Raw genomic sequence first — 24,817 nt, 5'->3', positions numbered from 1 at the left:
AGACGCGCGGAATTTCGCTCACGGCTGACATACTGTTCTCCACGACTGAAAATGCGGCGACGCGCCTTGCGAACCTATCGGCGGCGGACACTGGTGTGACCTGGGGCCGGCAATAATCCGACGTTGGATCTGCGGGCGAGAATCGCATCCGCACCGAAATTTATGCCTTTAAGCTGTCATTAAGCATGCTGTCGGCCCGTTGCAGACAGATGCAACGGGTATGTTGATACAAATGCGAGGTCGTGCCAATTTACATAATGCTGTATTACTAGAGTGTCATTAGGCGGATTTACGCTTCCTCCATTAAGATTACGCAGACGTTAACTTTTTGTTATGATCAAACCTTTCAGATTACCCGCAAAGGCGGCGCGGGCATTGTGCCGGAGATTGTGAATGAATGTTCTTATTGTTGAGAGCCGGGCAGAGCTTGGTAAAATCTGGAAAAGCCATCTTGAACGATTGGGTGCACAGGTCTGGCTGGTGACGTCACAAGACGAAGCTGTGTCATTGTTGCGGACCACTATTTTTGACGTGCTTGTGCTGGATCTGGTGCTGAAAAATGGCAGCGCCATGGCAATCGCCGATTTTGCAAGCTATCGCCAGCCGGGGGCAAAGGCGATTTTTGTGACCAACACATCTTTCTTTTCGGACGGATCCATTTTCCAACACTGCTCGAATGCCTGCGCCTTCGTTCAGAGCGAAACGCCGCCAGATGATCTGGCGGCGATGGTCGAGCATTACGCCCGTCACGAGCCGACCTAAGCGGCGTTCAGTCTGTCGCGATCTTGCGGTGCCATAAAATCCGGGTCCGGCGTGATCGGCACGATCCGGTGCGGATTGATGGTGTCGTGACTGTAATAGTAATGCCGCACGATATGATCGAAATGGACGGTCTCTGCGACACCCGGCCACTGGTAGAGTTCTCTGACATAGGCCCACAGGTTTGGGTAATCGACGATCTGCCGCAAATTGCATTTGAAATGCGTGTGGTAGACCTTGTCAAACCGCACCATCGTGGTGAACAGCCGCCAGTCCGCTTCGGTAAGACGGTCGCCCATCAGATAGCGGTTGCGGGTCAGGATGTCCTCGATCCAGTCCAGACTGTCGAAAAGCGGATGCACGGCCTCGTCATACGCCTCTTGGCTGGTCGCGAAACCGGCCTTGTAGACGCCGTTATTGACCGTATCGTAGATGCGCGCATTCACCGGTTCTATCGCGTCGCGCAGGTTTTCGGGCCAGTAGTCATCGTGGTTGCCGGTCATATCGTTGAAGGCGCTGTTGAACATGCGGATGATTTCGGCGCTTTCGTTCGAGACAATTGTGTCGCGCTGTTTGTCCCACAAAAGCGGTACGGTCACGCGCCCGGTCATATCTGGCTCTGCCTTCAGGTAAACGTCGCGCAAAAACGGCAGCCCGTACAGCTTGTCACCTGTGGTGCCCGCGAAACCGGTCTTCAGCTCCCAGCCTTCCGAAAGCATTTCGGGATGTACGACGCTGACACCGATGTGATCCGTCAAGTCCTTGATCGCGCGGAAAATCAACGCGCGATGCGCCCAAGGGCAGGCATAAGAGACATATAGATGATACCGCCCGGATTCGGCCTTGAACCCACCTTCACCCGAAGGTCCGGCGCTTCCGTCGGTGGTGATCCAGTTTCGGAAACTGGCCTCTGATCGTTCGAATTTGCCTCCAGTGGATTGCGTATCGTACCACTTGTCTTGCCATGAACCGTCAACCAGCAAACCCATTTTGCCTACTCCCTATCCATTCAACTCTCTGTCCATCAGATAGAGCTTTCGCAGCTCGCATGAAGAGCAAATGACGCGCAACGCATGTGCGCAGGTGAACGGAACTCGCATATCAGCGCGGCGATTATCACATGATCGCACGTCTTGGACATTATGCTGTCGCGTTTCGATAACTACTGAAGGTCTGAAAACGCCTCCTGCAAGCGCGCGGCTGCTTCGGACACGCGGGCGTGCTGGGTCGCGAGGTTAAAGCGCATGAAACTCTCGCCGCCTTGACCGAAATCCGGACCGGGGCTGGCGGCGATACGGGCGGTGCCTTTCACGCGGGCCTCAACCTCGGCATAGGTCATGCCGGTGCCGGAAAAATCCACCCAAGCCAGATAGGTTGATTGCAGCGGCAGCGACCGCACACCGGGGATGGCATTGATCGCCTCGTCAAAAGCCTGTCGGTTGCGATCAATATGCGCCACTTGCGCGTCGACCCATTCGGCCCCAGCGGGCGTATAGGCGGCGGTGACCATCTCCAGCCCCAGACGGTTGGGGCCCAGATCCAGCGCCCGCATCCGGTTTTCCATTGCCGCGCGCAGCGTCGCATCGGGGATGATCATGTTGCCGGTCTTCTGCCCGGCAATGTTGAATGTCTTGGAGGACGCCGTCAGCACGATCAGGCGGTCGCGGATCTCTGGCACCGCGACATCCATCGGCACAAAGCTATTGCCCGGCATGATCAGATCGTGATGCACCTCATCCGAGACAAGCACCAGATCATTGGCGCGGGCAAATTCCGCCACGGTACGCAGTTCATCCCCGGTCCAGATCCGGCCAGAGGGGTTTTGCGGCGAGCACCAGATCAGCATCTTCTCGGCACCGGTCAACCGGGCCTGCGCCGCATCCAGATCAATCTGGTAGCGGTCCCCGTCAAGGATCAGCGGAATTTCGACGACTTCGCGCCCCGCCCTGCGGATCTTGCCGGAAAATTCGTGATAGACCGGCGAGAAGATCACCACCCCGTCACCGGGGTCTGTGTAGACATCAAGGCAAAGCCCGATCGCATTGCCCAGTCCGGCGGACGTCAGAATCCAATCCGGCTCTATCTGCCAGTTGTGGCGCGTCGCCATCCACCAACAGATCGCCGCGTCATACGCGCTGGGATCCGCGAAATAGCCGAAAATGCCCAGATCAGCAGCGGCGCGAACCGCATCAATGACGCAAGGGGCTGTCGGATAGTCGGAATCTGCCGTCCACATTGCCAGACCGTCTTTCGGAGAGACGCCGAAAAGCGGCTCCATCGCATCCCACTTTGAAGAATGGGTTCCGCGACGATCAATAAGGCGGTCGAAATCGAACGTCATGGACGTCTCCTGTCTTGCATGTACCGGTATCTGTGCTGCGCGCAACGTCGGGGACGCTACCTTATTGCTGACCAAGTGCAAGCACCGGTTATTGCGCCTTTGCGACTCATCGCCTAAATGATTGCCATGAAAAGGCCCATTCTCATCCATCCCGACCCGCGCCTGAAGAAGGTCTGCCCGCCCGTTGCCGATATTTCGGACGAGCTGCGTGCGCTTGCCGATGACATGCTGGAAACCATGTATGACGCTCCCGGCATCGGCCTTGCGGCGCCACAGGTCGGTGTGCTGGACCGGCTTATCGTGCTGGACTGCGTCAAGGACGAGGCCGCGCCTGCGCAACCCATGGTGATGTTCAATCCCGAAGTGCTGGCGGTTTCGGACGAGTTGAACGTCTATGAGGAAGGCTGTTTGTCGATCCCCGACCAATATGCCGAAGTCGAGCGCCCGCGCGAGGTGCGGATTGGCTGGCTGGACCGTGACGGCAATCCGCAAGAGCAGGATTTCGACGGGCTCTGGGCGACATGCGTGCAGCATGAGATCGATCACCTCAACGGCAAGCTGTTCATTGATTATCTCAAACCGCTGCGACGCCAGATGATCACCCGCAAGATGCAGAAGCTGAAGCGAGAGAAGGCGCGGGCGTGACCGTTCGGCGCTGCCTGCCCTGGCCTGACAAGCGTTTGCGGACCCCGGCCGCCCCTGTGGATGCCATCACGGACGAGATCCGCGCCCATTGGCAGGACATGATCGACACGATGGAAGCAATGCCCGGTGTGGGCCTTGGCGCGCCGCAGATCGGCGTCATGTTGCGGCTGGCGGTGGTTGATGCGTCCGAGGCGCGCGGTCAGACCGTGCGCATGGCAAATCCCGAAGTGTTGCACGCATCCGCCCAACCGCGCGATCACGAGGAGGCCAGCCCGAATCTGCCGGGCGTTTCGGCCAGGATCACCCGGCCGCGTGCGGTGACCGTGCGGTATCTGAATGCAGATGGCGAGATCGAGGAAAAGGATTTCGTCGGGCTTTGGGCAACATCCGTACAGCACCAGATCGACCATCTGAACGGGCGTATGTATTTCGATCACCTGAGCAAGGTGAAGCGGGACGTTTTGTTGCGAAAGGCGCGCAAATTCGGGCGTTAGTCTATAAAGACGAACCCAGAGCGGGGGCCAGCCCCCGCACCCCCGGAGTATTTTTGCCGAAAAGAAGGAGGGATCAGGTTGCGGATCGTATTCATGGGCTCGCCCGAGTTTTCGGTGCCGGCGCTGGAGGCATTGGTTTCTGCCGGGCATGAGATCGTTTGCGTCTACTGCCAGCCGCCCCGCCCTGCCGGGCGCGGCAAGAAGGACCGTCCGACACCGGTGCAGGCCCGTGCAGAGACGATGGGCCTGAAAATACGCCATCCGGTCAGTCTGAAGTCCGAGGAGGCGCAGGCGGCCTTTGCCGCGCTTGACGCAGATATTGCGGTGGTGGTGGCCTATGGTCTGATCTTGCCGCAGGCGGTACTGGACGCGCCCCGGCTTGGCTGTCTGAACATCCACGCGTCGCTTTTGCCGCGCTGGCGCGGGGCCGCGCCGATCCACCGCGCGATCATGGCGGGGGATACGGAAACCGGGGTTTGCATCATGCAGATGGAGGCCGGGCTGGATACCGGACCTGTGCTGCTGCGACGCAGAACCGCCATTGGGGATGAGGAAACCACGGGCGCGCTACATGATCGCCTGTCGGCCCTCGGGGCGGCGGCAGTCATCGAGACGCTGGACGTGCTGCCAAGCCTGACGCCGCAGGCACAACCTGATGAGGGGGTGACCTATGCGCCCAAGATCGACAAGGCGGAGGCCGCTGTTGATTGGACGCGCACAGCCGCCGATGTCAGCCGTCAGATCAGAGGGTTGTCGCCCTTTCCCGGTGCCTGGACCCTGGCAGAGGGCGCGCGGATCAAGCTGTTGGGCGCTGCGCTGGCACCTGACAACGGCCCTGCTGGAACCGCGCTTGACGACGCGCTGACCGTGGCCTGCGGCACAGGCGCGGTGCGCATCACCCGCGCGCAGCGGGCTGGCAAGGGGGCGCAGGATGCCGAGACCTTTCTGCGCGGCAATCCCATCCCCAAAGGTACACAATTAGGAGGCTGACCCGCATGTTTCCAACCCTCATTGGTACGGTGGTGATTGCAGGCATCGTCGGCTATCTGTCCGAGCGCACGGGCTTTACCCGCAATGGCATCCTGCAAAGCATCATCATCTGCATCGGCGGTGCGTTCCTTGCCTATTTCATCCGGCTGATGTTCGGTATCGGGTTCGGGTCACCGGGGCTGAATGCGTTCGCGTCCTCTATCGGGGCGCTGGTCATCGTTCCGACACATTGGCGCAGATAGGCGCTGGCTATATGCCCGCTATGTGGCGGCGCTGCTACACGCGCGGAGGGCGACTGCGATAGACCGGCAATTGCCAGCCGAACGCAAGCGAACCTGCCCGCAAAGCCAGTGTCAGCCCTGAACAAGCGGCCAACACCATCCATTCGGTTCCGACCATGCGCTCGGCAACCACTGCGGCAATGGATCCGGCGAAAGCCGCGGTGACGTAAAGCTCGCCCGCTTTCAGAACCAACGGCACCTCGTTGCAGACCACATCGCGCATCAGCCCGCCCATGCAGCCGGTGATCATGCCCATCAGCACCACAACCAGCGGGGTTTGCCCCGTGGCCAGTGCCACACCGGTGCCCGCCGCCACCGCGATTGCCAGAGCGCAGGCATCCAGCCACAGCAAGGCGCGATAGCGGCTTTCAAGAAGATGCGCGCCAAAAAACACCACGACCGCGGCCAGCACCGCGATGCCGATATAGGCCGGGGCACCGATCCAGAACACCGGGTCGCGAAGCAGAAGAACATCGCGGATCGTCCCGCCCCCGACCGCCGTCAGGCAGGCGAGAAAGGCAAAGCCTACGATGTCGAGCTGCGCCCGGCTGGCAACCAGCGCACCGGTCAGGGCAAAGACCAGCACAGAGGCGTAGTCAAGCAGGGCAAGCAAGCTCATGCGCCCGCTTTGCCAGAGCGTGACGCCTTGAAGGGGGCCATTCCGGCGCGGGCCAATTCGTCTGCGCGCTCGTTTTCCGGATGGCCCGCATGGCCCTTGACCCATTTCCAGATCACGTCATGCCGGGCCTGTGCCGCGTCCAGCCGCTGCCACAGTTCGACATTCTTCACGGGTTTCTTCGCCGCCGTCTTCCAGCCATTGCGCTTCCAGCCGTGAATCCAGGTTGTGACACCGTTTTTCACATAGGCAGAGTCGGTGACAATGGTGATGGCGCTTGGACGCCCCAGGGCTTCGAGCGCGTTGATCGCGGCCAAAAGCTCCATCCGGTTGTTGGTGGTGTCGCCCTCGCCGCCTTGCAACTCGCGTTCCTTGACGATCTCGTCGCCCGCCATGGCGCGCATCAACACACCCCAGCCGCCCGGTCCGGGGTTTCCGCTGCACGCGCCGTCGGTATATGCAAAAAGCTCAGCCATGAGCGGTCAGGGTGAACCAAGCCGCGACCGTGCCGTCAAGCCCTTTATCGGCCCCGGTTCGTAGATCGCTGACCGAAAGCCCGATTTGCGCAAGCAAGTCGCGGATTTCGGCGACGGTGTAGTATGTGTAGAAACGGCCAAGACTGTCGCGCGCCTCACCGGTGCCTTCCTTCAGGCCCAGATGTAGCCGACCGTCGGACCTGAGGGCCGTTTTCAACCGAGCCAGATGCGCGGGCATTTCCGCGCGCCGGGCGTGCAGGAGGCTGAAGTTCGCCCAGATCCCATCATATTTCGCGACGGCCTGAATATCGCTGAAATCCGCTTGCCAGACGTTCAACCCCTCTATTGCAGAGGCTTTCCGGACCATTCCGGCGCTTGCATCTATCGCGTCCACCCGAAAGCCCGCCTTGACCATGTAGCGCGCCCAGCTGCCCGGGCCGCAGCCCAGATCCAGGACAGTACCACGCTCGGGCAAAGCCGAAAGGAACTTGTTCAGCGCGGTCGGCGGTATGGCCTCGTGATCCATCAGTCGCGCGTAATCGCCCGCCTTCTCATCATATACGCCGAGGGTCTTGTCGTCGGTCACAAGATTGCCGCGACCGCAAGGCAGGCGATGACGGCCAGCGCGGAGATGGGGATTGATCGGCTGTTGTCAGGGGCGGGCATTGATGGCTCCGACGTGGGTTTATGCCGGTTCCCGCAGGACGCGCGGGACTTTGAACTCGACATTTTCCGTCGCGGTTTCAATTGTGCGCAACGATACATCAAACCGGTCGTGGAAGGCGTTGATAACCTCGTCGATCAGCACTTCGGGGGCAGAGGCGCCGGCCGTGATTCCAACAGCCTGCGCCCCATCCAACGCGCGCCAGTCAATATCCGTAGCACGCTGGACCAGTTGCGAATAGCCGCACCCCGCCTTGCGACCAACCTCGACCAGACGCTGCGAGTTTGATGAATTCGGCGCGCCGACCACGAGGATCGCATCGACCTGAGGGGCCATGGCCTTGACCGCCTCTTGCCGGTTGGTCGTGGCGTAGCAGATGTCTTCCTTGTGCGGGCCGACGATATTCGGAAACCGCGCCTTCAGCGCCGCGACAATCCCCGCCGTGTCATCGACGGACAGCGTGGTTTGCGTGACAAAGGCCAACCGGTCGGGATCGCGCACCTCGACATGGGCGGCATCGTCCTCGGTCTCGACCAGCAAGACCTCTCCGGCAGGCAACTGCCCGATCGTGCCCACGGTTTCCGGATGGCCGTCATGGCCGATCATGATCATCTGAAGGCCGTTATCGGCATGGCGTTGCGCCTCGATATGCACCTTCGAGACCAGCGGACAGGTGGCATCAACGTAAACCATCTCGCGGCGCGCGGCCTCTGCCGGTACGGCCTTTGGCACGCCATGCGCGGAAAAGATCACCGGCCGATCGCCGGGGCATTGGTCCAGCTCTTCGACAAACACCGCGCCCTTGGCACGCAATCCGTCGACGACAAACTTGTTGTGCACGATTTCATGGCGAACGAAGACCGGCGCGCCCCATTTCTCCAGCGCCATCTCGACAATCTTGATCGCCCGATCAACACCGGCGCAAAATCCGCGAGGGGCGGCCAGACATAAGGTGAGTGTCGGTTTGGTCATGTGCGTCTCCTGTCATCGCAACAGGTAAGGCGCGCAAGCCACATCGTCCAGAGCCTGCAACGCCGCAAATGCAAGACGGCGACCGCCCGGTCGCCGCTTGCGTCGCAAATTTGCCAATTCAATCAGCGAAAATTCCGCTGATCAGCTGCTGCTGGCAACTTCAAAGCTGCGTTCGGCCGGGTGTTCACGAGGCGGACGCCCAATAACCTCTTTCAACTCATCGAGTTCGATGAAGTTGTCGGCCTGCCGGCGCAATTCATCGGCGATCATCGGCGGCTGGCTGCGAATCGTCGAAACGACCGAAACGCGAACGCCCTGACGTTGCAGGCTTTCAATGAGCGGGCGGAAATCACCATCGCCAGAGAACAACACAATGTGATCGACACGCGGGGCAAGTTCCATGGCGTCGACTGCAAGCTCGACATCCATATTACCTTTGACTTTCCGACGGCCCTGACTGTCAGTATATTCCTTGGCGGACTTGGTCACCATCGTGAAGCCGTTGTAGTGAAGCCAATCAACCAGAGGGCGAATGGGCGAGTATTCGTCATTCTCCAGAAGCGCAGTATAGTAGAATGCCCGAAGCATCTTTCCCCGACGCACGAACTCTTGTCGCAAGAGCTTGTAATCGATGTCGAACCCAAGCGCCTTTGCCGCAGCGTACAGGTTCGAGCCATCGATGAACAGCGCGAGCCGTTCGTCCTTGTAAAACATAAAATGTCCTTCCGATAATAATGGGCCTTGCCTGCATGGTGGAGTGTGAGTGGAATTCCAGACAAACCCGGATAACCTAGAAATAAGGATTTATACGAATGCTTCAAGCCCGAAGACCTAACGTTAATAATAGCAAAATATATGAAACCGATCAAGAATTGCTAATTGCCGTAGGGTCAAACCTGGGTTCGCAATACGGTAACGCTACGGAAACCGTCGCCGCCTCTGTAAAGGCGATCGCAAATTCGGGAAGGCAGATCAGGGCTATCAGTCGCTTTTATGCAACGCCCTGCTTTCCAAAAGGTGCCGGGCCGGACTATGTGAATGCCGCTTTGGTACTGCGCGCGGCCGGAAACTCCATAAGCGGAGAGTTGCACAACCTACACGCGATTGAGGCGGAATTTGGCCGATCGCGCGAGACGCGCTGGGGAATGCGCACCCTGGATCTGGACCTGCTGGCCGCAGGCGCTATTATTCGGCCAAACCGCGCGGTTTTTGATCAGTGGCGCAATCTGGACGAAGCCGCACAGCGGCGCGACGCGCCTGACACCCTGATTCTCCCGCATCCGCGCCTTCAGGATCGTGCATTCGTACTCGTCCCGCTTTGCGACGTGGCACCCGACTGGGAACACCCCGTTCTGGGACGATCCGTCGCACAGCTTTGCGCGGATCTGCCGGAAAACATGCGACGCGAGGTGGTCGCGCTTTGAATCCCGGCTTGTCAATCGCGATTTGCCCTATTACATACATCGCTTGCCTAGGTGATATGAAAAACCACGGAGAGTTTAATGGCCCGCGTGACCGTCGAAGACTGCGTAGACAAGGTACCGAACCGTTTCGAGCTGGTGATGCTTGCATCCCACCGGGCGCGCGAGATTTCCTCTGGCGGGGCGATAACCGTGGACCGCGACAACGACAAGAACCCGGTTGTGGCGCTGCGCGAGATCGCGGACGAGACACAATCAGCTGACGAATTGCGCGAGCGTCTGATCGAATCCAACCAGACCCAGATCGAGGTCGATGAGCCTGAAGATGACGCGATGGCGCTTCTGATGGGTGCCGAAGCCGACAAACCGGCCGAGGACGATCTGTCCGAAGAAAAGTTGTTGCGCGCATTGATGGAAGCCCAAGGTCAGGGCTGATCTCGCGCAAGCGACCCGGGGATGAGGATAGGGGAATGATCCCGGCAGAAGACCTGATCGCGCTGGTTCATAACTACAACCCCAAGACCAATGAAAACCTGATCCGGGCGGCCTATGACTATGGCCGCCGGATGCATGAGGGGCAGATGCGCCGCTCTGGCGAGCCGTATTTCACCCATCCCGTCGCCGTTGCCGCCATTCTGACAGAGCAGCAACTCGACGACGCCACGATCATCACAGCCCTGCTGCATGATACGATCGAGGACACCAAATCCACCTATTCCGAAATCTCGCAGCAGTTCGGCGACGAAATCGCGATGTTGGTGGATGGCGTGACCAAGCTGACCAATCTGCAACTGTCTTCGACAGAGACCCAGCAGGCCGAGAATTTTCGCAAATTGTTCATGGCGATGTCCAAGGATCTGCGGGTCATCCTGGTCAAGCTGGCCGACCGTTTGCACAATATGCGCACGATAAAGGCGATGCGCCAGGAAAAGCAGGTTCAAAAGGCGCGCGAGACCATGGACATCTATGCGCCGCTGGCAGGTCGGATGGGCATGCAATGGATGCGCGAAGAGCTTGAAGATCTGGCGTTCCGTGTGCTCAACCCCGAAGGCCGCGCCAGCATCATCCGCCGCTTCATCACCCTGCAAAGGGAAACCGGCGACGTCGTGCACCGCATCACCGGCGACATGCGCAAGGAGCTGGAAAAAGCCGGCATTGATGCCACGGTTTATGGTCGCGCGAAAAAGCCCTATTCGATCTGGCGCAAGATGCAGGAGAAAGAGATGGGCTTTTCCCGCCTCTCGGACATCTACGGTTTTCGCATCATCACACGCTCTGAGTCCGACTGCTACGGCGCGCTTGGCGCGATCCATCAGCGCTGGCGTGCGGTGCCGGGACGGTTCAAGGACTATATCAGTCAGCCCAAGACCAACGGCTATCGGTCGATCCACACCACGGTGTCAGGGCGCGACGGCAAGCGCGTCGAGGTGCAGATCCGCACCCGGCAGATGCATGATGTGGCCGAAACCGGGGTGGCGGCGCATTGGTCCTACCGCGACGGCGTGCGTTCGGAAAACCCGTTTGCCGTGGACCCGGCGAAATGGATTTCCTCGCTCACCGAACAGTTCAACGCCGAAGAGGATCACGACGAGTTTCTCGAAGCCGTGAAGCTGGAGATGTATTCCGACCAGGTGTTCTGTTTCACGCCCAAGGGCGACGTGGTCAAACTGCCCCGCGGTGCCACGCCTCTGGATTTCGCCTATGCGATCCACACCCGCATCGGCTCTGCCTGCGTGGGTGCCAAGGTGGACGGGTTGCGGGTGCCGATGTGGACGCGGCTGAAAAACGGCCAGTCGGTCGAGATCATCACCGCCGAAGGCCAGGTGCCGCAAGCCACCTGGCTGGAGATTGCCATCACCGGCAAGGCCAAATCGGCGATTCGCCGGGCGCTGCGCGAGGTTGACCGGGAGCGGTTCATCAAGCTGGGGCGCGAACTGGCTCGCTCGGGGTTTGAGCATGTCGGCAAGAAGGCCAATGACAAGGTACTGGAAACCGCCGCGCGCACATTGCGGCTTGAGGACCGGCAGACCTTGTTGGCCCGCTTGGGCAGCGCGGAACTGTCGGTGCGGGCCGTGGTTCAGGCCGTTTATCCCGACCTGGCCCCCAAAGAAGGCGAAAGCATCGAGCCGAAGCGTGCCGTCATCGGCCTTGCGCCGGGCCAGAGTTTTGAACGTGCGCCCTGTTGCCAACCCCTGCCCGGCGAACGGATTGTCGGATTGACCCAACGCGGCAAAGGGGTGGTCGTGCACTCCATTGATTGCCCGACGCTGGCCTCTTACGAAGATCAGCCTGACCGCTGGCTTGACCTGCATTGGCACTCTGGCAGCCATCCGGCGGCCTACTCGGCGACGCTGGAACTGACGATCGGCAATGACGCGGGTGTGCTCGGCCGGATTTGCACATTGATCGGCGAACAGAAGGCCAATATCTCGGACATGCAATTTGTCGATCGCAAACCGGATTTTTACCGTCTTCTGATTGGTGTGGATCTGCGCGATGCAGAACATCTGCATTCCGTCGTCACCGCTTTGGCGGCGGAAAGCGATGTCGCGGCGATTTCGCGACGTCGGGAGACAGCCCTGAGCATTGCGCAGGACAGCGCGGCGGAGTGAACGAAAGGATAAGGCTTGGTCTTCAAGCGGCGCGACAGACGGCCGATCTGGAAGATCGCTCTCGAAGGTCTTTGGCCTCGTGGCGGGTGGGGCCGTGCCGCCCAATATGTCAAGCATCGCCTGCGCCGTCTGCCAGATTCCCCTGAAAAGATCGCACGCGGCATTTTTGCCGGGGTATTGACAACATTCACGCCATTTTACGGGATGCATTTTGTCGTCGCGACCCTGCTGGCCCTGACCGTGCGCGGCAATATCCTTGCCGCTTTGCTTGGCACGTTTTTCGGCAATCCGCTGACCTATCTGCCGATCGCCGTGATTTCATTGAAGACCGGCAACTTTCTGCTTGGCAACCGCCATCATCCGGCCAGCGCAGATCACGAATGGCTGGGCCGTAAATTCGTGGGTGCCGCAGCGGACCTAAAGAACAATCTGGTGGCCGTGTTCAGCGACAAGACTGCCGACTGGCACAACCTGTCGCGATTCTACGATGACATTTTCTTTCCCTACCTGATCGGGGGCATCCTGCCGGGTATCTGCGCCGGGTTGGTGGCCTATTACCTGTCCGTTCCGGTGATCCGGGCCTATCAGAAACGCCGCACCAGCAAACTGCGCGCCAAGTTGGAGAGCTTGCGAAAAAAAGCGGCGGCCAAGGCTGACGAAGCTGCAAAAGGCGAATAAGGTCCGACGAAAAGCACCTGAAAGGAACTCTGTCATGCCGCAATTGGACAAACTCCGTCTTGGCGTGAATATTGATCATGTCGCGACCGTTCGGAATGCGCGCGGCGGCGACTATCCCGACCCGCTTCGGGCGGCGAAACTGGCAGAAGACGCAGGTGCCGACGGCATTACGGCGCATCTGCGCGAGGATCGTCGACACATTTCAGACGCCGATATCGACGGGCTGATGGACGTGCTGACCGTGCCGCTGAACTTTGAAATGGCCGCCACGGACGAAATGCAGCGCATCGCCCTGCGCCACCGCCCTCATGCCGTTTGCATCGTGCCGGAAAAGCGCGAGGAAAAGACCACCGAGGGCGGGCTGGAAGTCGCGCGTGAGGAAAACCGGCTGGCGCATTTCATTGCTCCTCTGCGCGAGGCCGGTTGCCGCGTGTCCATCTTCATCGCCGCCGACCAGCGCCAGATCGAGGCCGCGCACCGGATCGGCGCTCAGGTGATCGAATTGCATACAGGTGCGTATTGCGATGCCCATGCAGAGGGACGCATGGACGATTGCACAACGGAGTTGGAGCGTATGCGCGAAATGTCCACCCTGGCGCATTCGCTGGGCCTAGAGGTCCACGCCGGGCACGGGTTGACCTATGACACGGTCAAACCCGTCGCGGCCTTTCCGGAAGTGATGGAGTTGAATATCGGTCACTTCCTGATCGGCGAGGCAATCTTTCGCGGCCTGACCCCGGCTATTGCCGAAATGCGCCGCCTCATGGACGAGGCGCGCAAGTGAAAAATGCCGGGAGTTTCCTTGTCGGCCTTTGGCAAGTCCGCTCAGCAAGCCCTGATGTCAGGCTCGTGCGTGCCGGATGATCCTTGGCATCGGCACAGACCTCGCAAATATCGACCGCATACAGGGCACGCTGGACCGGTTCGGTGACCGGTTTCGCAATCGCGTCTTCACCGAGACAGAACAGCGCAAGGCCGAGCGGCGGGCCGATACGGCGGGCACCTATGCCAAACGCTGGGCCGCGAAAGAGGCGTGCTCGAAGGCGCTTGGCACCGGATTGCGCATGGGAATCGCGTGGAAGGACATGGCGGTCAGCAACCTCGCGACCGGCCAGCCTGTCATGCAAGTCACCGGCTGGGCCGCCGAACGGCTGGCGCAGATGACCCCTGCGGAACATGAGGCGATCATTCACGTCACCCTGACCGACGATCACCCTTGGGCGCAGGCTTTTGTGGTGATCGAGGCGCGACCGCTGCCAGCCGGAGATTACATCAGCGCGCCACCGCCCAAGCCATGACCACACGGCGCGCAAGCCCCCTCCCGACAGGGCTTGGCCGCTTGACACCCTTCGCCTGCCCCCTCATGTAGCGCCAGACCCACCTAGATCGGAGACCATCATGGCCGAAGCCAAACAGGGTAATTCCATTATCGAGACGATCAAGACCATCGTCTATGCCCTGCTGATAGCCGGTGTCTTTCGCACCCTGTTCTTTCAGCCCTTCTGGATTCCGTCCGGGTCGATGAAAGACACGCTTCTGATCGGCGACTTTCTGTTCGTCAACAAGATGGCTTACGGCTATTCCTACGCGTCCTGCCCGACGGTCCTGATCCCCGCCATCGGCATCAATATCGACGCCGAGGATATTTGCGGTTGGATGAAATCCGGCGATCCGTCCAAGGGCGGCGAACGGTTCATGGCCGGCGCGCCGGAACGCGGCGATGTGGTGGTTTTCCGTCACCCGGTGACAGGTCGCGATTTCATCAAGCGGCTGACCGGCCTGCCGGGCGACAAGATCCAGGTCAAGGCAGGCGTGTTGCAGATCAACGGCGAGCCGGTGAAACTGGAACCCGCAGGCACGTTTGAGGAAATCGCAGAGCCGCAAGGCCCGCAGCGGCTGCGCCCGCGCTGCGAAAACGGCCCCGTTGGCACGGGTGGGCTGTGCACCAAATCGCGCTTTACCGAGACGCTGCCCAACGGCGTCAGCCACGACATCCTGAATATCGCCATGCAGAATTCCGATAATACGCCGGTCTACACTGTCCCCGAGGGATTTTATTTCTTCATGGGCGACAACCGCGACAATTCCTCTGACAGCCGCGTGCCGCAACAGGTCGGTGGCGTTGGCTTTGTGCCTTATGAAAACATCGTCGGCCGCGCTGATCGCATCATGTTCTCGTCCTCCGGGCGGTCGATGCTGTTTTTCTGGACATGGCGCAGCGATCGTTACTTCAAGAGGGTCGAGTGAAACTGTCAGCCGATCTGAAGGCCCTTCAAGGCCGTCTCGGGCATGAGTTTTCCGACCCGGAGCTGCTGATCCGCGCGGTCACCCATGGCTCTATCTCGTCTGCGCGCGGCGACAATCAGCGGCTGGAATTTCTCGGCGACCGGGTGCTGGGTCTGGTGATGGCCGAAACCCTGCTGGCCGGCGACAAAACCGCCAGCGAGGGCCAGCTTGCGCCGCGCTATAATGCGCTGGTGCGCAAGGAGGCCTGCGCAGACGTGGCGCGACAGGTCGACCTGGGGGCCGCGCTGAAACTGGGGCGTTCGGAACAGCTGTCAGGTGGGCGGCGCAAACAGGCGCTGCTGGGGGATGCGATGGAAGCGGTGATCGCGGCTGTCTATCTGGATGCCGGGATCGAGGCGGCACGCGCAATGATCCTGCGGCTTTGGGGCGACCGCATCGAAACGGTCGAAGAAGACGCACGCGACCCCAAAACCTCGCTTCAAGAATGGGCACAGGCGCGCGGCATGCCCCCGCCCCGCTACGAGGAAACCGCCCGCACCGGTCCCGATCACGCACCGGAATTCACCATCCGCGCGTCGCTGGCCGATGGCACCAGCGCCGAAGCGACGGCACCGTCAAAGCGGCAGGCCGAACAGGCCGCGGCCCGAACGCTGCTGGAACAACTGGTGTGAGTGCCACCTGCCTCTTGCGGCGCAGCCATGAGTGACAACCTGCGCGGCAGCCTGTTGATGATCTTCGCGATGCTGGGATTCGGCATCGAGGACGCATTTTTCAAGGCGGCGACCGGAACGGGCGGGATCAGCGCTGGCATGGCAACGCTGCAATTCGGCCTTCTGGCGATGGTGCTCTACGCGATATATGCCAAGGCGCAGGGTGTGCCGGTCTGGACCTCCGCCTATCTGAAACCCGGCCTGATGATCCGCACCGGGTTCGAGATCGTCGGCCGCTTGTTCTTTGCGCTCAGCCTGGCTTACACGCCGCTTTCGACGACCTCTGCCATCCTCCAGGCGGCCCCGCTTGTGGTGATGCTTGGCGCTGTATTCGTGCTGGGTGAACGCATCGGCCCGCGTCGCTGGGCCGCCATGGCGGTTGGCTTCGTCGGGGTTTTGCTGATCGTGCGCCCCTCGCCTTCCGGGATTGAGGCAAACGCGATCTTCGCCTTGCTTGGCATGGTCGGCTTTGCGGGCCGCGATCTGGCCACCCGCACCGCGCCCACAACCGTTCACGCGGCACAGCTTGGGGTGCTGGGATTTGCAGTCGTTTCGCTGGCGGGGGTGGTCATCCTGTGCTTCGAGCCCGGAATGCCGGCGCTGCCCGCGCCGGGCGCTGCTTTTTTGATCTGCGGCACGGCTGTGTCGGGCGTGCTTGGCTACACCGCCATGACCTACGCCATGCGCACTGGAGAGGTCGGCGTGATCGCGCCCTTCCGCTATTCCCGCCTGATCGTCGCGCTGATCCTGGCCTACACGCTGTTCGGCGAACGCCCGGACGCGATGACCCTTTCGGGGGCTGCACTGATTGTCGGTGCCGGGATCTTTTCGCTGTTGCGTGATCGCAGGGCTGGCGCGAAGCCCGACTCTGCGCTACATCGCCAGTCTTGACAGCCAAGGAACCCCCATGACCACACGCGCCGGATTCGTCGCCCTGATCGGAGAGCCCAATGCGGGCAAATCGACGCTGACCAACCAACTGGTCGGCGCCAAGGTCAGCATCGTGACCCACAAGGTCCAGACCACACGCGCCCGCATTCGCGGCGTTGCGATGGAAGGGGACGCCCAGATCGTGCTGGTCGATACGCCCGGCATGTTCCGTCCGCGCAGGCGGCTGGACCGTGCCATGGTTGCCGCCGCCTGGGGCGGTGCTGCGGATGCCGATATTGTTGTGCTTCTGGTCGAGGCACACCGGGGCATCACACCCGGCGTCGAAGCCATTCTGGAACGTCTGGCAGAGATCGGACAAGACGGCCACATTGCGCTGGCGATCAACAAGATCGACCGGGTCAAATCCGACGTTCTTCTGGCGCTTTCGAAGGATCTGAACGACCGATTTGCCTTTGCCAACACCTTTATGATTTCCGCCGAAAAGGGTTTTGGCTGTGCCGATCTGAAGGCCTGGCTGGGTGCGGAGCTGCCCGAAGGCACCTGGTTCTACCCCGAAGATCAGATCGCGGATCTGCCGATGCGCATGATCGCGGCCGAGATTACCCGCGAAAAGCTGACGCTTCGGATGCATCAGGAATTGCCCTATCAGTTGACCGTCGAAACCGAAAATTGGGAAGAGCGCCCCGACGGGACCGCGCGGATCGACCAGATGATCTATGTCGCCCGCGACGGTCACAAGGGCATCCTGCTGGGCCACAAGGGCGAAACCATCAAGGCAGTATCCAAGGCGTCGCGCGAAGAGCTGGAAGAATTCCTCGGCCGCCGTGTTCACCTGTTTCTGCAAGTCAAGGTACGCGAGAAGTGGCTGGAAGAGGCCGAGCGCTATTCCGAGATGGGGCTGAATTTCCGCGACGGCAACGCCTGATCCATGGCCCGCTTGACCGCCGAATTCTGGGTCCATGCCTATCTGGCGCGTCTGCGGTTTCAAAATATCCCGGCCTTTGTGACGGCCCATGGCGATGACACCGCGGGCGCGGTTCTGATCAAACTCAACACGCTGGACGGGCAAGCGCGTGTTTTTCAACGCAGCTTTGATCTGATGAGCGGCGCGCGGGCCTGGGTCACGCTGGCCGAAGGTGATGAGGCGGAGGTTGATGCCGCGATCACCCGGCAGCGGCAATTCGATCCCGACCTTTGGGTGATCGAGGTCGAGGACCGGGAAGGCCGCCATCTGCTGGATGAGGAAGGGCTGTCCGACTGAGTTTAGTTTGCGCAGGCGAGGACGGAGCGAGGGGCCAGCCCCTCGCGCTCCCCGGAGTATTTTGACCAAGAAGAAGGCAGGAAGAATGCAAGCCGCCTGTCGAAACGGATCTCGGGCCCGAATTGGGATCCCGTGCAGGCGGCGATCCGGAAAATCCGCTTGCAGGTGGCGCGGATTGCAGCACATTCGCTGGTATGGATTGGCGCGACACAGGCATATTGCTTTCGGCCCGCAAGCATGGCGAAACAAGCGCCATTCTGGAGGTCTTCACTCCGACGCGGGGGCGGCATTCAGGTGTCTTGCGCGGCGCGGCGAGCCGCAAGATGGCCCCGCTGCTGCAACCCGGCGCGCAGCTTGATCTTGCATGGCGCGCACGGCTGGAGGACCAGTTGGGCAGCTTTACAGTCGAGCCGGTGCGCGGGCGCGCGTATGCGGCGATGTCGGATCGGTTGATGCTGGCAGGGCTGAATAGCGTGACGGCGCTGTTGCTGTTCTGCCTGCCCGAGCGCGAGGCGCATCCGGCGCTTTACCGCGACACCGAGACCTTGCTGGATCTGCTGGACCAGCCCGAGATCTGGCCATTGGCCTATATGCAGTGGGAGATGTCGCTGCTGGAGGAGTTGGGCTTTGGTCTTGATCTGCGGGTGTGCGCGGTGACGGGGACAACCGAGGGGCTGGTCCATGTCTCGCCGCGGTCGGGCCGGGCTGTATCGGCCAAAGGTGCGGGCGAATGGGCGGACCGCATGTTGCCATTGCCGCCGGTTTTGCGGGGGGAAGGCAGTGCGGAGGATGGCGAGGTGGCTCTGGCGCTTGGCACGACAGGGCATTTCCTGACGCATCGTATCGCGGCCGATATGCTGCACAAGCCGTTGCCCGCCGCGCGGGCGCGCTTCATCGAGGCGCTTGAGCGTCGGGCACGACAAAGGTGAAGATCATTTCGCGCCCGGCATCATTGGTCAGAAGCAATGTGTCGCCCGCAACCTCGGACAGGGTCATCTGCGACAGTACCGTGAAAAAGGCGGTTTCGGCCTGAAGGTCAGGGCAGGCGCGGCGGGTCGATATGATCGGTGACAGGTCAAACCATGGATAGGGCGCGGATTGCATTGCGCTCCAGCTGTTGCAGGGGGCCGTGCCGGTGATCGCGCCGCCTTTGCCAAGGGTCATCGTCGCCTTGGCGCTGTAGTCTGCGCCGTCCAGCGCGGACAGCTGCCATGTGCCAGCGCCGCCATAGGACACAAGCGTTTCGTCCCGATCACAGGCCGCCAGTGCCAGAAGGGGGACAAGCAGGAGTTTGGGCATATCAGGCACGTTATCCGATTCTTTCGGGCATGCAATTCCGGCGCACCCTTCCCTGTCCCGGTCAACCGCGCTAGAGCTATGACATGAAATGGACGTTGCCCAATATTCTGACCGTTTTGCGCCTGCTGGCAGCGCCCGGCATTGCCGTGATGTTTCTGTTCTTCACGCGGCCCTATGCCGACTGGTTCGCGCTGGTGCTGTTCATTGCGGCCGCCGTGACAGACTGGTTCGACGGGCATCTGGCGCGGACATGGAAACAGATCACAAAGCTTGGCACCATGCTGGACCCGATCGCCGACAAGGCCATGGTGGTGATCGCTCTGATGGTGATCGTGGGCTATTCCTCGATGTCGCCCTGGCTGGTGTTGCCTGCGACGGTGATCCTGTTCCGCGAGGTCTTTGTTTCGGGGCTGCGCGAGTTTCTGGGCGACACGGCGGGCACACTGAAGGTGACAAAGCTGGCCAAGTGGAAAACCACCGCGCAGATGGTGGCGATCTCGGTGCTGTTCGCGCAAGGCGTGTTCGAGCATTACTTGGGCATGTCGACTTTCGGACTGGACCAACCGCTGTTCGAAGAGATCATGGCCGGCCGCGAAGAGGATGTGCTGGGACTGCGCTGGAAATATCAGGGGATGATCTGGGCCGGAAATCTCGGGGTCGCGTTGCTTTGGGTTGCTGCAACCCTGACGCTGATCACCGGCTGGGACTATTTCCGCAAGGCGGTCCCCTTTCTGAAGGATTGATGACATGGACGTGCTGTATTTTGCATGGGTGCGCGAACGCATCGGCATTCCAAAGGAAACCGTCGACACGCAGGCAGGCACCGTGGCCGACCTCGTCGCGGAACTGGCCGCGCGGGAAGACCGCTATGCCGCGGCCTTTGCCGACACATCGGCGCTGCGGGTGGCGTTGGATCAGGAACTGTCGGATTTCGATGCCTCGCTGACCGGCGTGCGCGAGGTCGCGTTTTTTCCCCCGATGACCGGAGGCTAGGCAATGCGCATCGTTGTGCAGGAACAGCCATTCGATTTCGGTGCAGAGGCCGCTGCATTTGCGACGAATCGGCACGATATGGGGGCTGTGGTCACATTTACCGGCATCGTGCGTGACATCTCCGGTGATCTGTCTGCCATGGAGATCGAGCACTACCCCGGCATGACCGCGAAGGCGCTGGAAAAGATCGCGGCAGAGGCGGCCTCCCGCTGGTCACTGGGCGATGCGCTGGTCATTCACCGCCACGGGCGCATGGTGCCGGGCGAGATGATCATGATGGTTGCAACGGCCGCCCCCCACCGCGCCGACGCGTTTGAGGCGGCGGAATTCTTGATGGATTACCTGAAATCACGGGCACCTTTCTGGAAAAAAGAGATCGGCAAGGACGGGTCCGCCTGGGTCGCGGCCAAGGATGCCGATGAGGACGCGCTGACCCGCTGGTAGCCGCGCCTCAGCTTTTGCCTTGGCTCATCCGTTCGACATAGGCGCGAAGCTCTTCGGATTCGTAGCGCGCATCACGCAGGCCTTCCATTGCGGCGCTGCGCTCTGCCTCTGACTGGGCCAACTGGTTGGTCAGTTCAGCTTCGCGCTGTTGCAGATAGGTGATCGCCTGATCGCGGGTCTCTTCCGCGTCATGCAGCTCCTGGCTCATCCGTTCCAGCTCGTCGACATCCGTTTTGGAAACGCGGGTGAAGCGATGCAGCAACCAATTGGCAAACCAACCCATGCAAAATGCCACGAACAGAATGATGGCCGTCGCCACCACAAATTCAGTTCTGTTCATCCCCTTGGGTCTCCTCGTTCTGGTCTGCGGCCGCTTCGGCCTCTGCCTCGGTTTCGGCTTCGGTTTCATCCGGAGCTTCGGCATCTTCTTCTGTCACGTCCGGCCGCACCAGCTTGAACTCGATCCGGCGGTTGACTTCGCGTCCGTCTGCACTGCCATTATCGGCGATCGGCTGGTCTTCGCCGTAGCCCACCGCCCGGTATGACGCGGTCAGAACCCGGCGATTGCGCAGCGCATCCAGCACCGCTTGCGCGCGTTCCTGGCTTAGCTGCTGGTTCATCGATTCGCGGCCCTGACTATCGGTATGTCCGCCGATCTCAAGCGGGATGTCACCGCATTTCTTCAACAGTTCGGCAATATCGTCCAGAATGTCCTTGGCCGCACTGTCAAAGGTCGACGCGCCGGGCTCAAAGCTAATCTTGCGGTTGCCGATAATCTCGACGATGCCCGCCTCGCATTCATCGGGGGTAGGTATACCCAGCGTCGGATCAAGCTTTTCAAGATAGGTCACTTTGATGTCGAAATCGGCACCTTCACCCAACTTTTGCGACAACAATTGCGCAATCGTCGCATTGGCGTCGACCAGTCCGGTATCGCCCGCAACCTCGAATGTGTCGGGCGTGATCGTGACCGCGCCGTTTTTCAGTTGCGCCAGCGCTTCCAGCCCGGCCAGAACGCGCACCGACCAAGAGGCAGGAAGGGATTCGTCGATACGCGCGGACATGCGGGACGCGCCGCTGCCGAACCGCGCCTTGGCATAGCTTTCGGCGGTCTGGCGTTCCAACGCACCCGCAACCCGGCCGCGCATCTGCACGGCACCTTCGGGGCTGAGGGTGGCAATGAACTCAGGCGGTCCCTGTTCGCCCTCCTCCGGCGTTTCGGGCAGCACTGCCGTCAGCGCGAAAACCTCGGGCAGCGCGTTCTCCAACTCTCCGACGACATGATCGAACACCCCGCGATCAGTGCCTTCGGGCACAAGCAGCGAGATATCGGCGTCCGAGAAGGTGACGCTGCCGCCGCCGACCTCTGCCAGCGCGCCAATCGCCAGTTCGGCGGCCTGTGGCCAGGTCTTGGACGGGATGCCCAGCCCGATGGTGCAACTGGCCTTGTCGTTCAGCCCGGCAGCATTTGCCGCGGCAAGGATACGGTCACGCCCCTCTTCGGTCCCGGCAGAGCAGGCATCGAATTTGGCTTTGCCGTCTTCGATCAGGAAGCGCAGCGTGAAGGGGCTGATCACCGGGCGCGGCGCGGACAGGTCCAGCGACAAGGCAACCTTGTCACCCGCCCGGCGCACCAGATCGCTTTCCATCTTGCGACGCGTGGCATCGCTGTCGGTCATCGCGGTAATCTGCACCTGATCCGCCCCGACAGAGATTTTTGAGCGTGGCAGATCTTCCAACGCCCACAAGCTGAAACGCAGCGCGTCGGCCCATCCGTCCGGCGCATCGAAGCTGGCAACTTCCAGAAGGTCGGACACCTGATCCGGATCACCGGCAATATCGCGGACCTGGGCAAGCAGGGCCTCCCGGTCAGTGCTGGCCGGGACCAGACCGATCAACGAGATACCGGCATCGTTGCGCAGAATCTCGACCGAGAAGCGGGGCGGCACCAGATCGGCAGTGTCGGCGACGTTCATCTGATCCAGCACGCGGGAGGCATCCACAACCCGCCCGGCAGCGCTAAGCGCATCAAAGCGGGCGGCCTCGGTCGGGGCGGTTCCGATCAGGAAAATCTGCAACCCGTCGGAATCCACATCCGCCCAGGTCAGCGCAGCCTTGTCGAGTTCCTGACGCACTTCTTTGATGGAATTGTTTTCGATGACACGGACAGAAAAGTAGGCCGCGACCAGACAAAGCAGCGCCGCGAGGCCAAAGGCCAATAGCGAAATGAACAACTTTGACAAACGCATGGGCATTCCAAGCAGCGTGGAGTTGGCTTCTGATACAGTCAGCGCCGCAGGGGTGCAATCACGCGAAAAGCGCTACGGCGAAAAACAGCACAGGCAGCAGGCCGGCATTTCGGTTGGACCGGAACAGCATCAGCAGCCGGTCATTGTCATCAGGGTCGAAAAGGCGCAACTGCCACAGCATGTGGCCCACAAAGCCAAGCGCGCCGGCGATGGCCACGACCAGTGTCAGGGTCTCGGCGCGCGGAATCGCGGCGAGAATAGCCAGCACCATCAAGGCAACGCTGACCTTCATGAAGCGCGCCAGCCATTTCGGGCTGGCCTCGCCGAACAGACGGGCGGTGGATTTCACCCCGATCAGCGCATCATCCTCGGTATCCTGATGGGCATAGATCGTATCATAAAACAGCGTCCACGCCATCCCCGACAGGTACAGGATCACCGCAGGCCATTCCAGCACACCGCGATGCGCGGTCCAGGCCAGCAACGCGCCCCAGTTGAAGGCGATGCCCAGAAAAATCTGCGGCCACCAAGTGAACCGCTTGGCGAACGGGTAGATCGCCACAGGTGCCAAGGCGATCACGCCAAGCAGGATCGCCATCGGATGAAAGCTGAGCAGGATGGCAAAGGCCACCAGCGCCTGCGCTGCCAGCCATACCAGCGCTTGGCCGACGCTGACCTGCCCCGACGGGATCGGCCGCGACGCCGTACGCGCCACCGATCCGTCGATATGCCGGTCGGTGATGTCATTCCATGTGCAGCCCGCGCCGCGCATCAGGATCGCGCCAATCCCGCAGCCCGCAAAGATCCACAGATCCTCCCACCGCGCCTGCCCGTCCGACAGCATCGCCAGCAACAGCCCCCACCAGCACGGCAAAAGCAGCAGCCATGTGCCGATCGGGCGGTCCAGACGGCTCAGCCGGAAATAGGGGCGCGCGGGGGCGGGGGCGAGCCTGTCCACCCAGTTGCCGCGCACGGCGTCGGAAACCTGTCCATCGGCCTCTGGCATCGGCGGTTGGTCGGGCATATGTTACGCTCCATGACAGCAAAGATACGGCTCTATGTAGATCACCCGCTGGGGGAAGGGCAATCGCTCGCCCTGACGCGCGACCAGGCGCATTACCTTTTTGCGGTGATGCGGCTTGCCGTGGGCGACGGTGTGCTTGTGTTCAACGGGCGGGACGGCGAATGGCGCACCGATGTGGCCGTCGCCAACAAGCGCAACGGCGTGCTGGTCTGCCGCGCGCAGACCGCGCCGCAGCGCAACCCGCCGGACCTGTGGCTGCTTTTTGCCCCGATCAAGAAGGCCCGCACCGATTTCATCGTTGAAAAGGCAGCGGAAATGGGTGCCGCGCGGATCATGCCCGTCCAGACCCGGTTCACCAATTCCGAGCGTATCCGCCAGGACCGCCTGCAAGCGCACTCTGTCGAGGCCGCCGAACAATGCGGCGGGACATTCGTGCCCGAGGTGGCGGACCTGACCAAGCTGGACGCCGTGCTGGACAACTGGCATGCGGATCGCCAGCTGATGTTCTGCAATGAGGCAGAAGCCGGGTCCGCCACCCGCCTCGCCAATGCGACGCCCGGTCCGTGGGCGATTCTCATCGGTCCAGAGGGCGGCTTTTCCGAAGCAGAACGCACACGCCTGACGGCTCTGCCGCAAGCGCATGTCGTCAGCCTTGGTCCCCGCATCCTGCGGGCCGACACCGCCGCCGTGGCGGCGATGACGCTGTGGCAGATGGCGCTGGGAGACTGGCAATGACCCCGCGCGCCGGGG

The 24,817-nt window shown here is 61.1% G+C and carries 32 protein-coding genes; 21 read left to right on the top strand and 11 right to left on the bottom strand.

Translation table 11 applies throughout. From position 1 onward, the window contains the following. Positions 1-393 precede the first annotated feature (393 nt). On the top strand, positions 394-762 hold the full coding sequence (locus DMZ65_RS05995) for a response regulator transcription factor (RefSeq protein WP_116597983.1): 369 nt from the start codon (positions 394-396) through the stop codon (positions 760-762). Here the strand turns inward: DMZ65_RS05995 and DMZ65_RS05990 are convergent. Then, positions 759-1,748 carry a glutathione S-transferase family protein gene (locus tag DMZ65_RS05990; RefSeq protein ID WP_116597982.1) on the bottom strand — a complete coding sequence of 330 codons (990 nt, stop codon included), beginning with the start codon at positions 1,746-1,748 and terminating at the stop codon, positions 759-761. The genes DMZ65_RS05995 and DMZ65_RS05990 overlap by 4 nt on opposite strands. 173 nt (positions 1,749-1,921) lie before the next feature. Continuing rightward, a complete protein-coding gene (locus DMZ65_RS05985; RefSeq protein WP_116597981.1) occupies positions 1,922-3,100 on the bottom strand; it encodes a MalY/PatB family protein in 1,179 nt (392 codons plus the stop codon). A gap of 126 nt (positions 3,101-3,226) precedes the next feature. Here DMZ65_RS05985 and def (DMZ65_RS05980) point away from each other — a divergent pair, with 126 nt between their 5' ends. The 4 genes from def (DMZ65_RS05980) (at position 3,227) to DMZ65_RS05965 (ending at position 5,471) form a co-directional block, all read left to right on the top strand. Further along, entirely contained in the window at positions 3,227-3,745 is a 519-nt protein-coding gene (def, locus tag DMZ65_RS05980; RefSeq protein WP_116598148.1) for a peptide deformylase, read from the top strand. After that, a complete protein-coding gene (gene def / locus DMZ65_RS05975; protein ID WP_116597980.1) occupies positions 3,742-4,239 on the top strand; it encodes a peptide deformylase in 498 nt (165 codons plus the stop codon). Before def (DMZ65_RS05980) ends, def (DMZ65_RS05975) begins: the two co-directional genes overlap by 4 nt. 78 nt (positions 4,240-4,317) lie before the next feature. Beyond that, positions 4,318-5,229 (top strand): methionyl-tRNA formyltransferase, encoded by a 912-nt coding sequence (fmt, locus tag DMZ65_RS05970; RefSeq protein ID WP_116597979.1) that lies wholly within the window; start codon positions 4,318-4,320, stop codon positions 5,227-5,229. 5 nt (positions 5,230-5,234) lie between these two features. Further along, positions 5,235-5,471, top strand: a complete 237-nt coding sequence (locus DMZ65_RS05965) for a hypothetical protein (RefSeq protein WP_116597978.1) — start codon at positions 5,235-5,237, stop codon at positions 5,469-5,471. Positions 5,472-5,505: 34 nt separating this feature from the next. Here the strand turns inward: DMZ65_RS05965 and DMZ65_RS05960 are convergent, their stop codons facing one another. From DMZ65_RS05960 to DMZ65_RS05940, 5 genes are all read right to left on the bottom strand, one after another. Continuing rightward, on the bottom strand, positions 5,506-6,129 hold the full coding sequence (locus DMZ65_RS05960; RefSeq protein ID WP_116597977.1) for a trimeric intracellular cation channel family protein: 624 nt from the start codon (positions 6,127-6,129) through the stop codon (positions 5,506-5,508). Continuing rightward, positions 6,126-6,602, bottom strand: a complete 477-nt coding sequence (gene rnhA / locus DMZ65_RS05955) for a ribonuclease HI (protein WP_116597976.1) — start codon at positions 6,600-6,602, stop codon at positions 6,126-6,128. Before rnhA ends, DMZ65_RS05960 begins: the two co-directional genes overlap by 4 nt. After that, on the bottom strand, positions 6,595-7,188 hold the full coding sequence (locus DMZ65_RS05950) for a class I SAM-dependent DNA methyltransferase (protein WP_116597975.1): 594 nt from the start codon (positions 7,186-7,188) through the stop codon (positions 6,595-6,597). Before DMZ65_RS05950 ends, rnhA begins: the two co-directional genes overlap by 8 nt. A 99-nt stretch (positions 7,189-7,287) precedes the next feature. Next, entirely contained in the window at positions 7,288-8,238 is a 951-nt protein-coding gene (ispH, locus tag DMZ65_RS05945; protein WP_116597974.1) for a 4-hydroxy-3-methylbut-2-enyl diphosphate reductase, read from the bottom strand. 141 nt (positions 8,239-8,379) lie between these two features. Next, on the bottom strand, positions 8,380-8,952 hold the full coding sequence (locus DMZ65_RS05940; RefSeq protein WP_084350447.1) for a LabA-like NYN domain-containing protein: 573 nt from the start codon (positions 8,950-8,952) through the stop codon (positions 8,380-8,382). Positions 8,953-9,050: 98 nt separating this feature from the next. Between DMZ65_RS05940 and folK the strand changes: the two genes are divergently transcribed. From folK to recO, 12 genes are all read left to right on the top strand, one after another. Then, positions 9,051-9,662, top strand: coding sequence for a 2-amino-4-hydroxy-6-hydroxymethyldihydropteridine diphosphokinase (gene folK / locus DMZ65_RS05935; RefSeq protein ID WP_116597973.1), 612 nt, complete (start codon positions 9,051-9,053; stop codon positions 9,660-9,662). Positions 9,663-9,740: 78 nt separating this feature from the next. Next, a complete protein-coding gene (gene rpoZ / locus DMZ65_RS05930) occupies positions 9,741-10,094 on the top strand; it encodes a DNA-directed RNA polymerase subunit omega (protein ID WP_116597972.1) in 354 nt (117 codons plus the stop codon). Positions 10,095-10,129: 35 nt separating this feature from the next. Continuing rightward, complete coding sequence (locus DMZ65_RS05925) at positions 10,130-12,271, top strand: RelA/SpoT family protein (protein WP_116597971.1); 2,142 nt, start codon at positions 10,130-10,132, stop codon at positions 12,269-12,271. Positions 12,272-12,286: 15 nt separating this feature from the next. Then, positions 12,287-12,949: a DUF2062 domain-containing protein gene (locus tag DMZ65_RS05920; protein ID WP_116597970.1), complete on the top strand. Its 663-nt coding sequence runs from the start codon at positions 12,287-12,289 to the stop codon at positions 12,947-12,949. Between the two features lie 34 nt (positions 12,950-12,983). Continuing rightward, on the top strand, positions 12,984-13,733 hold the full coding sequence (locus DMZ65_RS05915; RefSeq protein ID WP_116597969.1) for a pyridoxine 5'-phosphate synthase: 750 nt from the start codon (positions 12,984-12,986) through the stop codon (positions 13,731-13,733). A 76-nt stretch (positions 13,734-13,809) separates the two neighbouring features. Then, complete coding sequence (gene acpS / locus DMZ65_RS05910) at positions 13,810-14,247, top strand: holo-ACP synthase (protein ID WP_116597968.1); 438 nt, start codon at positions 13,810-13,812, stop codon at positions 14,245-14,247. A 100-nt stretch (positions 14,248-14,347) separates the two neighbouring features. Next, on the top strand, positions 14,348-15,196 hold the full coding sequence (gene lepB, locus DMZ65_RS05905) for a signal peptidase I (RefSeq protein WP_084350454.1): 849 nt from the start codon (positions 14,348-14,350) through the stop codon (positions 15,194-15,196). After that, complete coding sequence (rnc, locus tag DMZ65_RS05900; RefSeq protein ID WP_116597966.1) at positions 15,193-15,867, top strand: ribonuclease III; 675 nt, start codon at positions 15,193-15,195, stop codon at positions 15,865-15,867. The genes lepB and rnc overlap by 4 nt, the downstream gene beginning before the upstream one ends. Before the next feature lie 27 nt (positions 15,868-15,894). After that, complete coding sequence (locus DMZ65_RS05895; protein WP_116597965.1) at positions 15,895-16,797, top strand: DMT family transporter; 903 nt, start codon at positions 15,895-15,897, stop codon at positions 16,795-16,797. Between the two features lie 16 nt (positions 16,798-16,813). Continuing rightward, positions 16,814-17,722: a GTPase Era gene (gene era / locus DMZ65_RS05890; RefSeq protein ID WP_116597964.1), complete on the top strand. Its 909-nt coding sequence runs from the start codon at positions 16,814-16,816 to the stop codon at positions 17,720-17,722. A gap of 3 nt (positions 17,723-17,725) precedes the next feature. Then, complete coding sequence (locus tag DMZ65_RS05885) at positions 17,726-18,058, top strand: DUF1491 family protein (RefSeq protein WP_116597963.1); 333 nt, start codon at positions 17,726-17,728, stop codon at positions 18,056-18,058. 194 nt (positions 18,059-18,252) lie between these two features. Next, a complete protein-coding gene (gene recO / locus DMZ65_RS05880) occupies positions 18,253-18,987 on the top strand; it encodes a DNA repair protein RecO (RefSeq protein WP_116598147.1) in 735 nt (244 codons plus the stop codon). Here recO and DMZ65_RS05875 read toward each other — a convergent pair. Beyond that, positions 18,950-19,357: an META domain-containing protein gene (locus DMZ65_RS05875; protein ID WP_116597962.1), complete on the bottom strand. Its 408-nt coding sequence runs from the start codon at positions 19,355-19,357 to the stop codon at positions 18,950-18,952. The two genes, recO and DMZ65_RS05875, sit on opposite strands and share 38 nt — an antisense overlap. Positions 19,358-19,440: 83 nt before the next feature. Between DMZ65_RS05875 and pgsA the strand changes: the two genes are divergently transcribed. The 3 genes from pgsA to DMZ65_RS05860 are packed head-to-tail and all read left to right on the top strand — an operon-like array spanning position 19,441 to position 20,794. Beyond that, entirely contained in the window at positions 19,441-20,100 is a 660-nt protein-coding gene (pgsA, locus tag DMZ65_RS05870) for a CDP-diacylglycerol--glycerol-3-phosphate 3-phosphatidyltransferase (protein ID WP_116597961.1), read from the top strand. 4 nt (positions 20,101-20,104) lie between these two features. Beyond that, on the top strand, positions 20,105-20,350 hold the full coding sequence (moaD, locus tag DMZ65_RS05865; protein ID WP_116597960.1) for a molybdopterin converting factor subunit 1: 246 nt from the start codon (positions 20,105-20,107) through the stop codon (positions 20,348-20,350). 3 nt (positions 20,351-20,353) lie between these two features. After that, positions 20,354-20,794: a molybdenum cofactor biosynthesis protein MoaE gene (locus DMZ65_RS05860; RefSeq protein ID WP_116597959.1), complete on the top strand. Its 441-nt coding sequence runs from the start codon at positions 20,354-20,356 to the stop codon at positions 20,792-20,794. Positions 20,795-20,801: 7 nt separating this feature from the next. Here DMZ65_RS05860 and DMZ65_RS05855 read toward each other — a convergent pair whose 3' ends face one another. Genes DMZ65_RS05855 through ubiA form a run of 3 tightly spaced genes read right to left on the bottom strand, consistent with a single transcriptional unit; the run spans position 20,802 to position 24,067 of the window. Next, positions 20,802-21,134, bottom strand: coding sequence for a hypothetical protein (locus tag DMZ65_RS05855; RefSeq protein WP_116597958.1), 333 nt, complete (start codon positions 21,132-21,134; stop codon positions 20,802-20,804). After that, entirely contained in the window at positions 21,121-23,043 is a 1,923-nt protein-coding gene (locus tag DMZ65_RS05850) for an OmpA family protein (protein WP_116597957.1), read from the bottom strand. Before DMZ65_RS05850 ends, DMZ65_RS05855 begins: the two co-directional genes overlap by 14 nt. Positions 23,044-23,101: 58 nt before the next feature. Next, complete coding sequence (gene ubiA, locus DMZ65_RS05845) at positions 23,102-24,067, bottom strand: 4-hydroxybenzoate octaprenyltransferase (protein ID WP_116597956.1); 966 nt, start codon at positions 24,065-24,067, stop codon at positions 23,102-23,104. A gap of 12 nt (positions 24,068-24,079) precedes the next feature. Between ubiA and DMZ65_RS05840 the strand changes: the two genes are divergently transcribed. After that, positions 24,080-24,802 (top strand): 16S rRNA (uracil(1498)-N(3))-methyltransferase, encoded by a 723-nt coding sequence (locus DMZ65_RS05840; RefSeq protein ID WP_116597955.1) that lies wholly within the window; start codon positions 24,080-24,082, stop codon positions 24,800-24,802. The last annotated feature ends 15 nt before the right edge of the window (positions 24,803-24,817 follow it).

Source organism: Primorskyibacter marinus (assembly GCF_003313245.1).
GTDB lineage: Bacteria > Pseudomonadota > Alphaproteobacteria > Rhodobacterales > Rhodobacteraceae > Primorskyibacter > Primorskyibacter marinus.
This window is presented reverse-complemented; position numbering and strand designations above follow the sequence as displayed.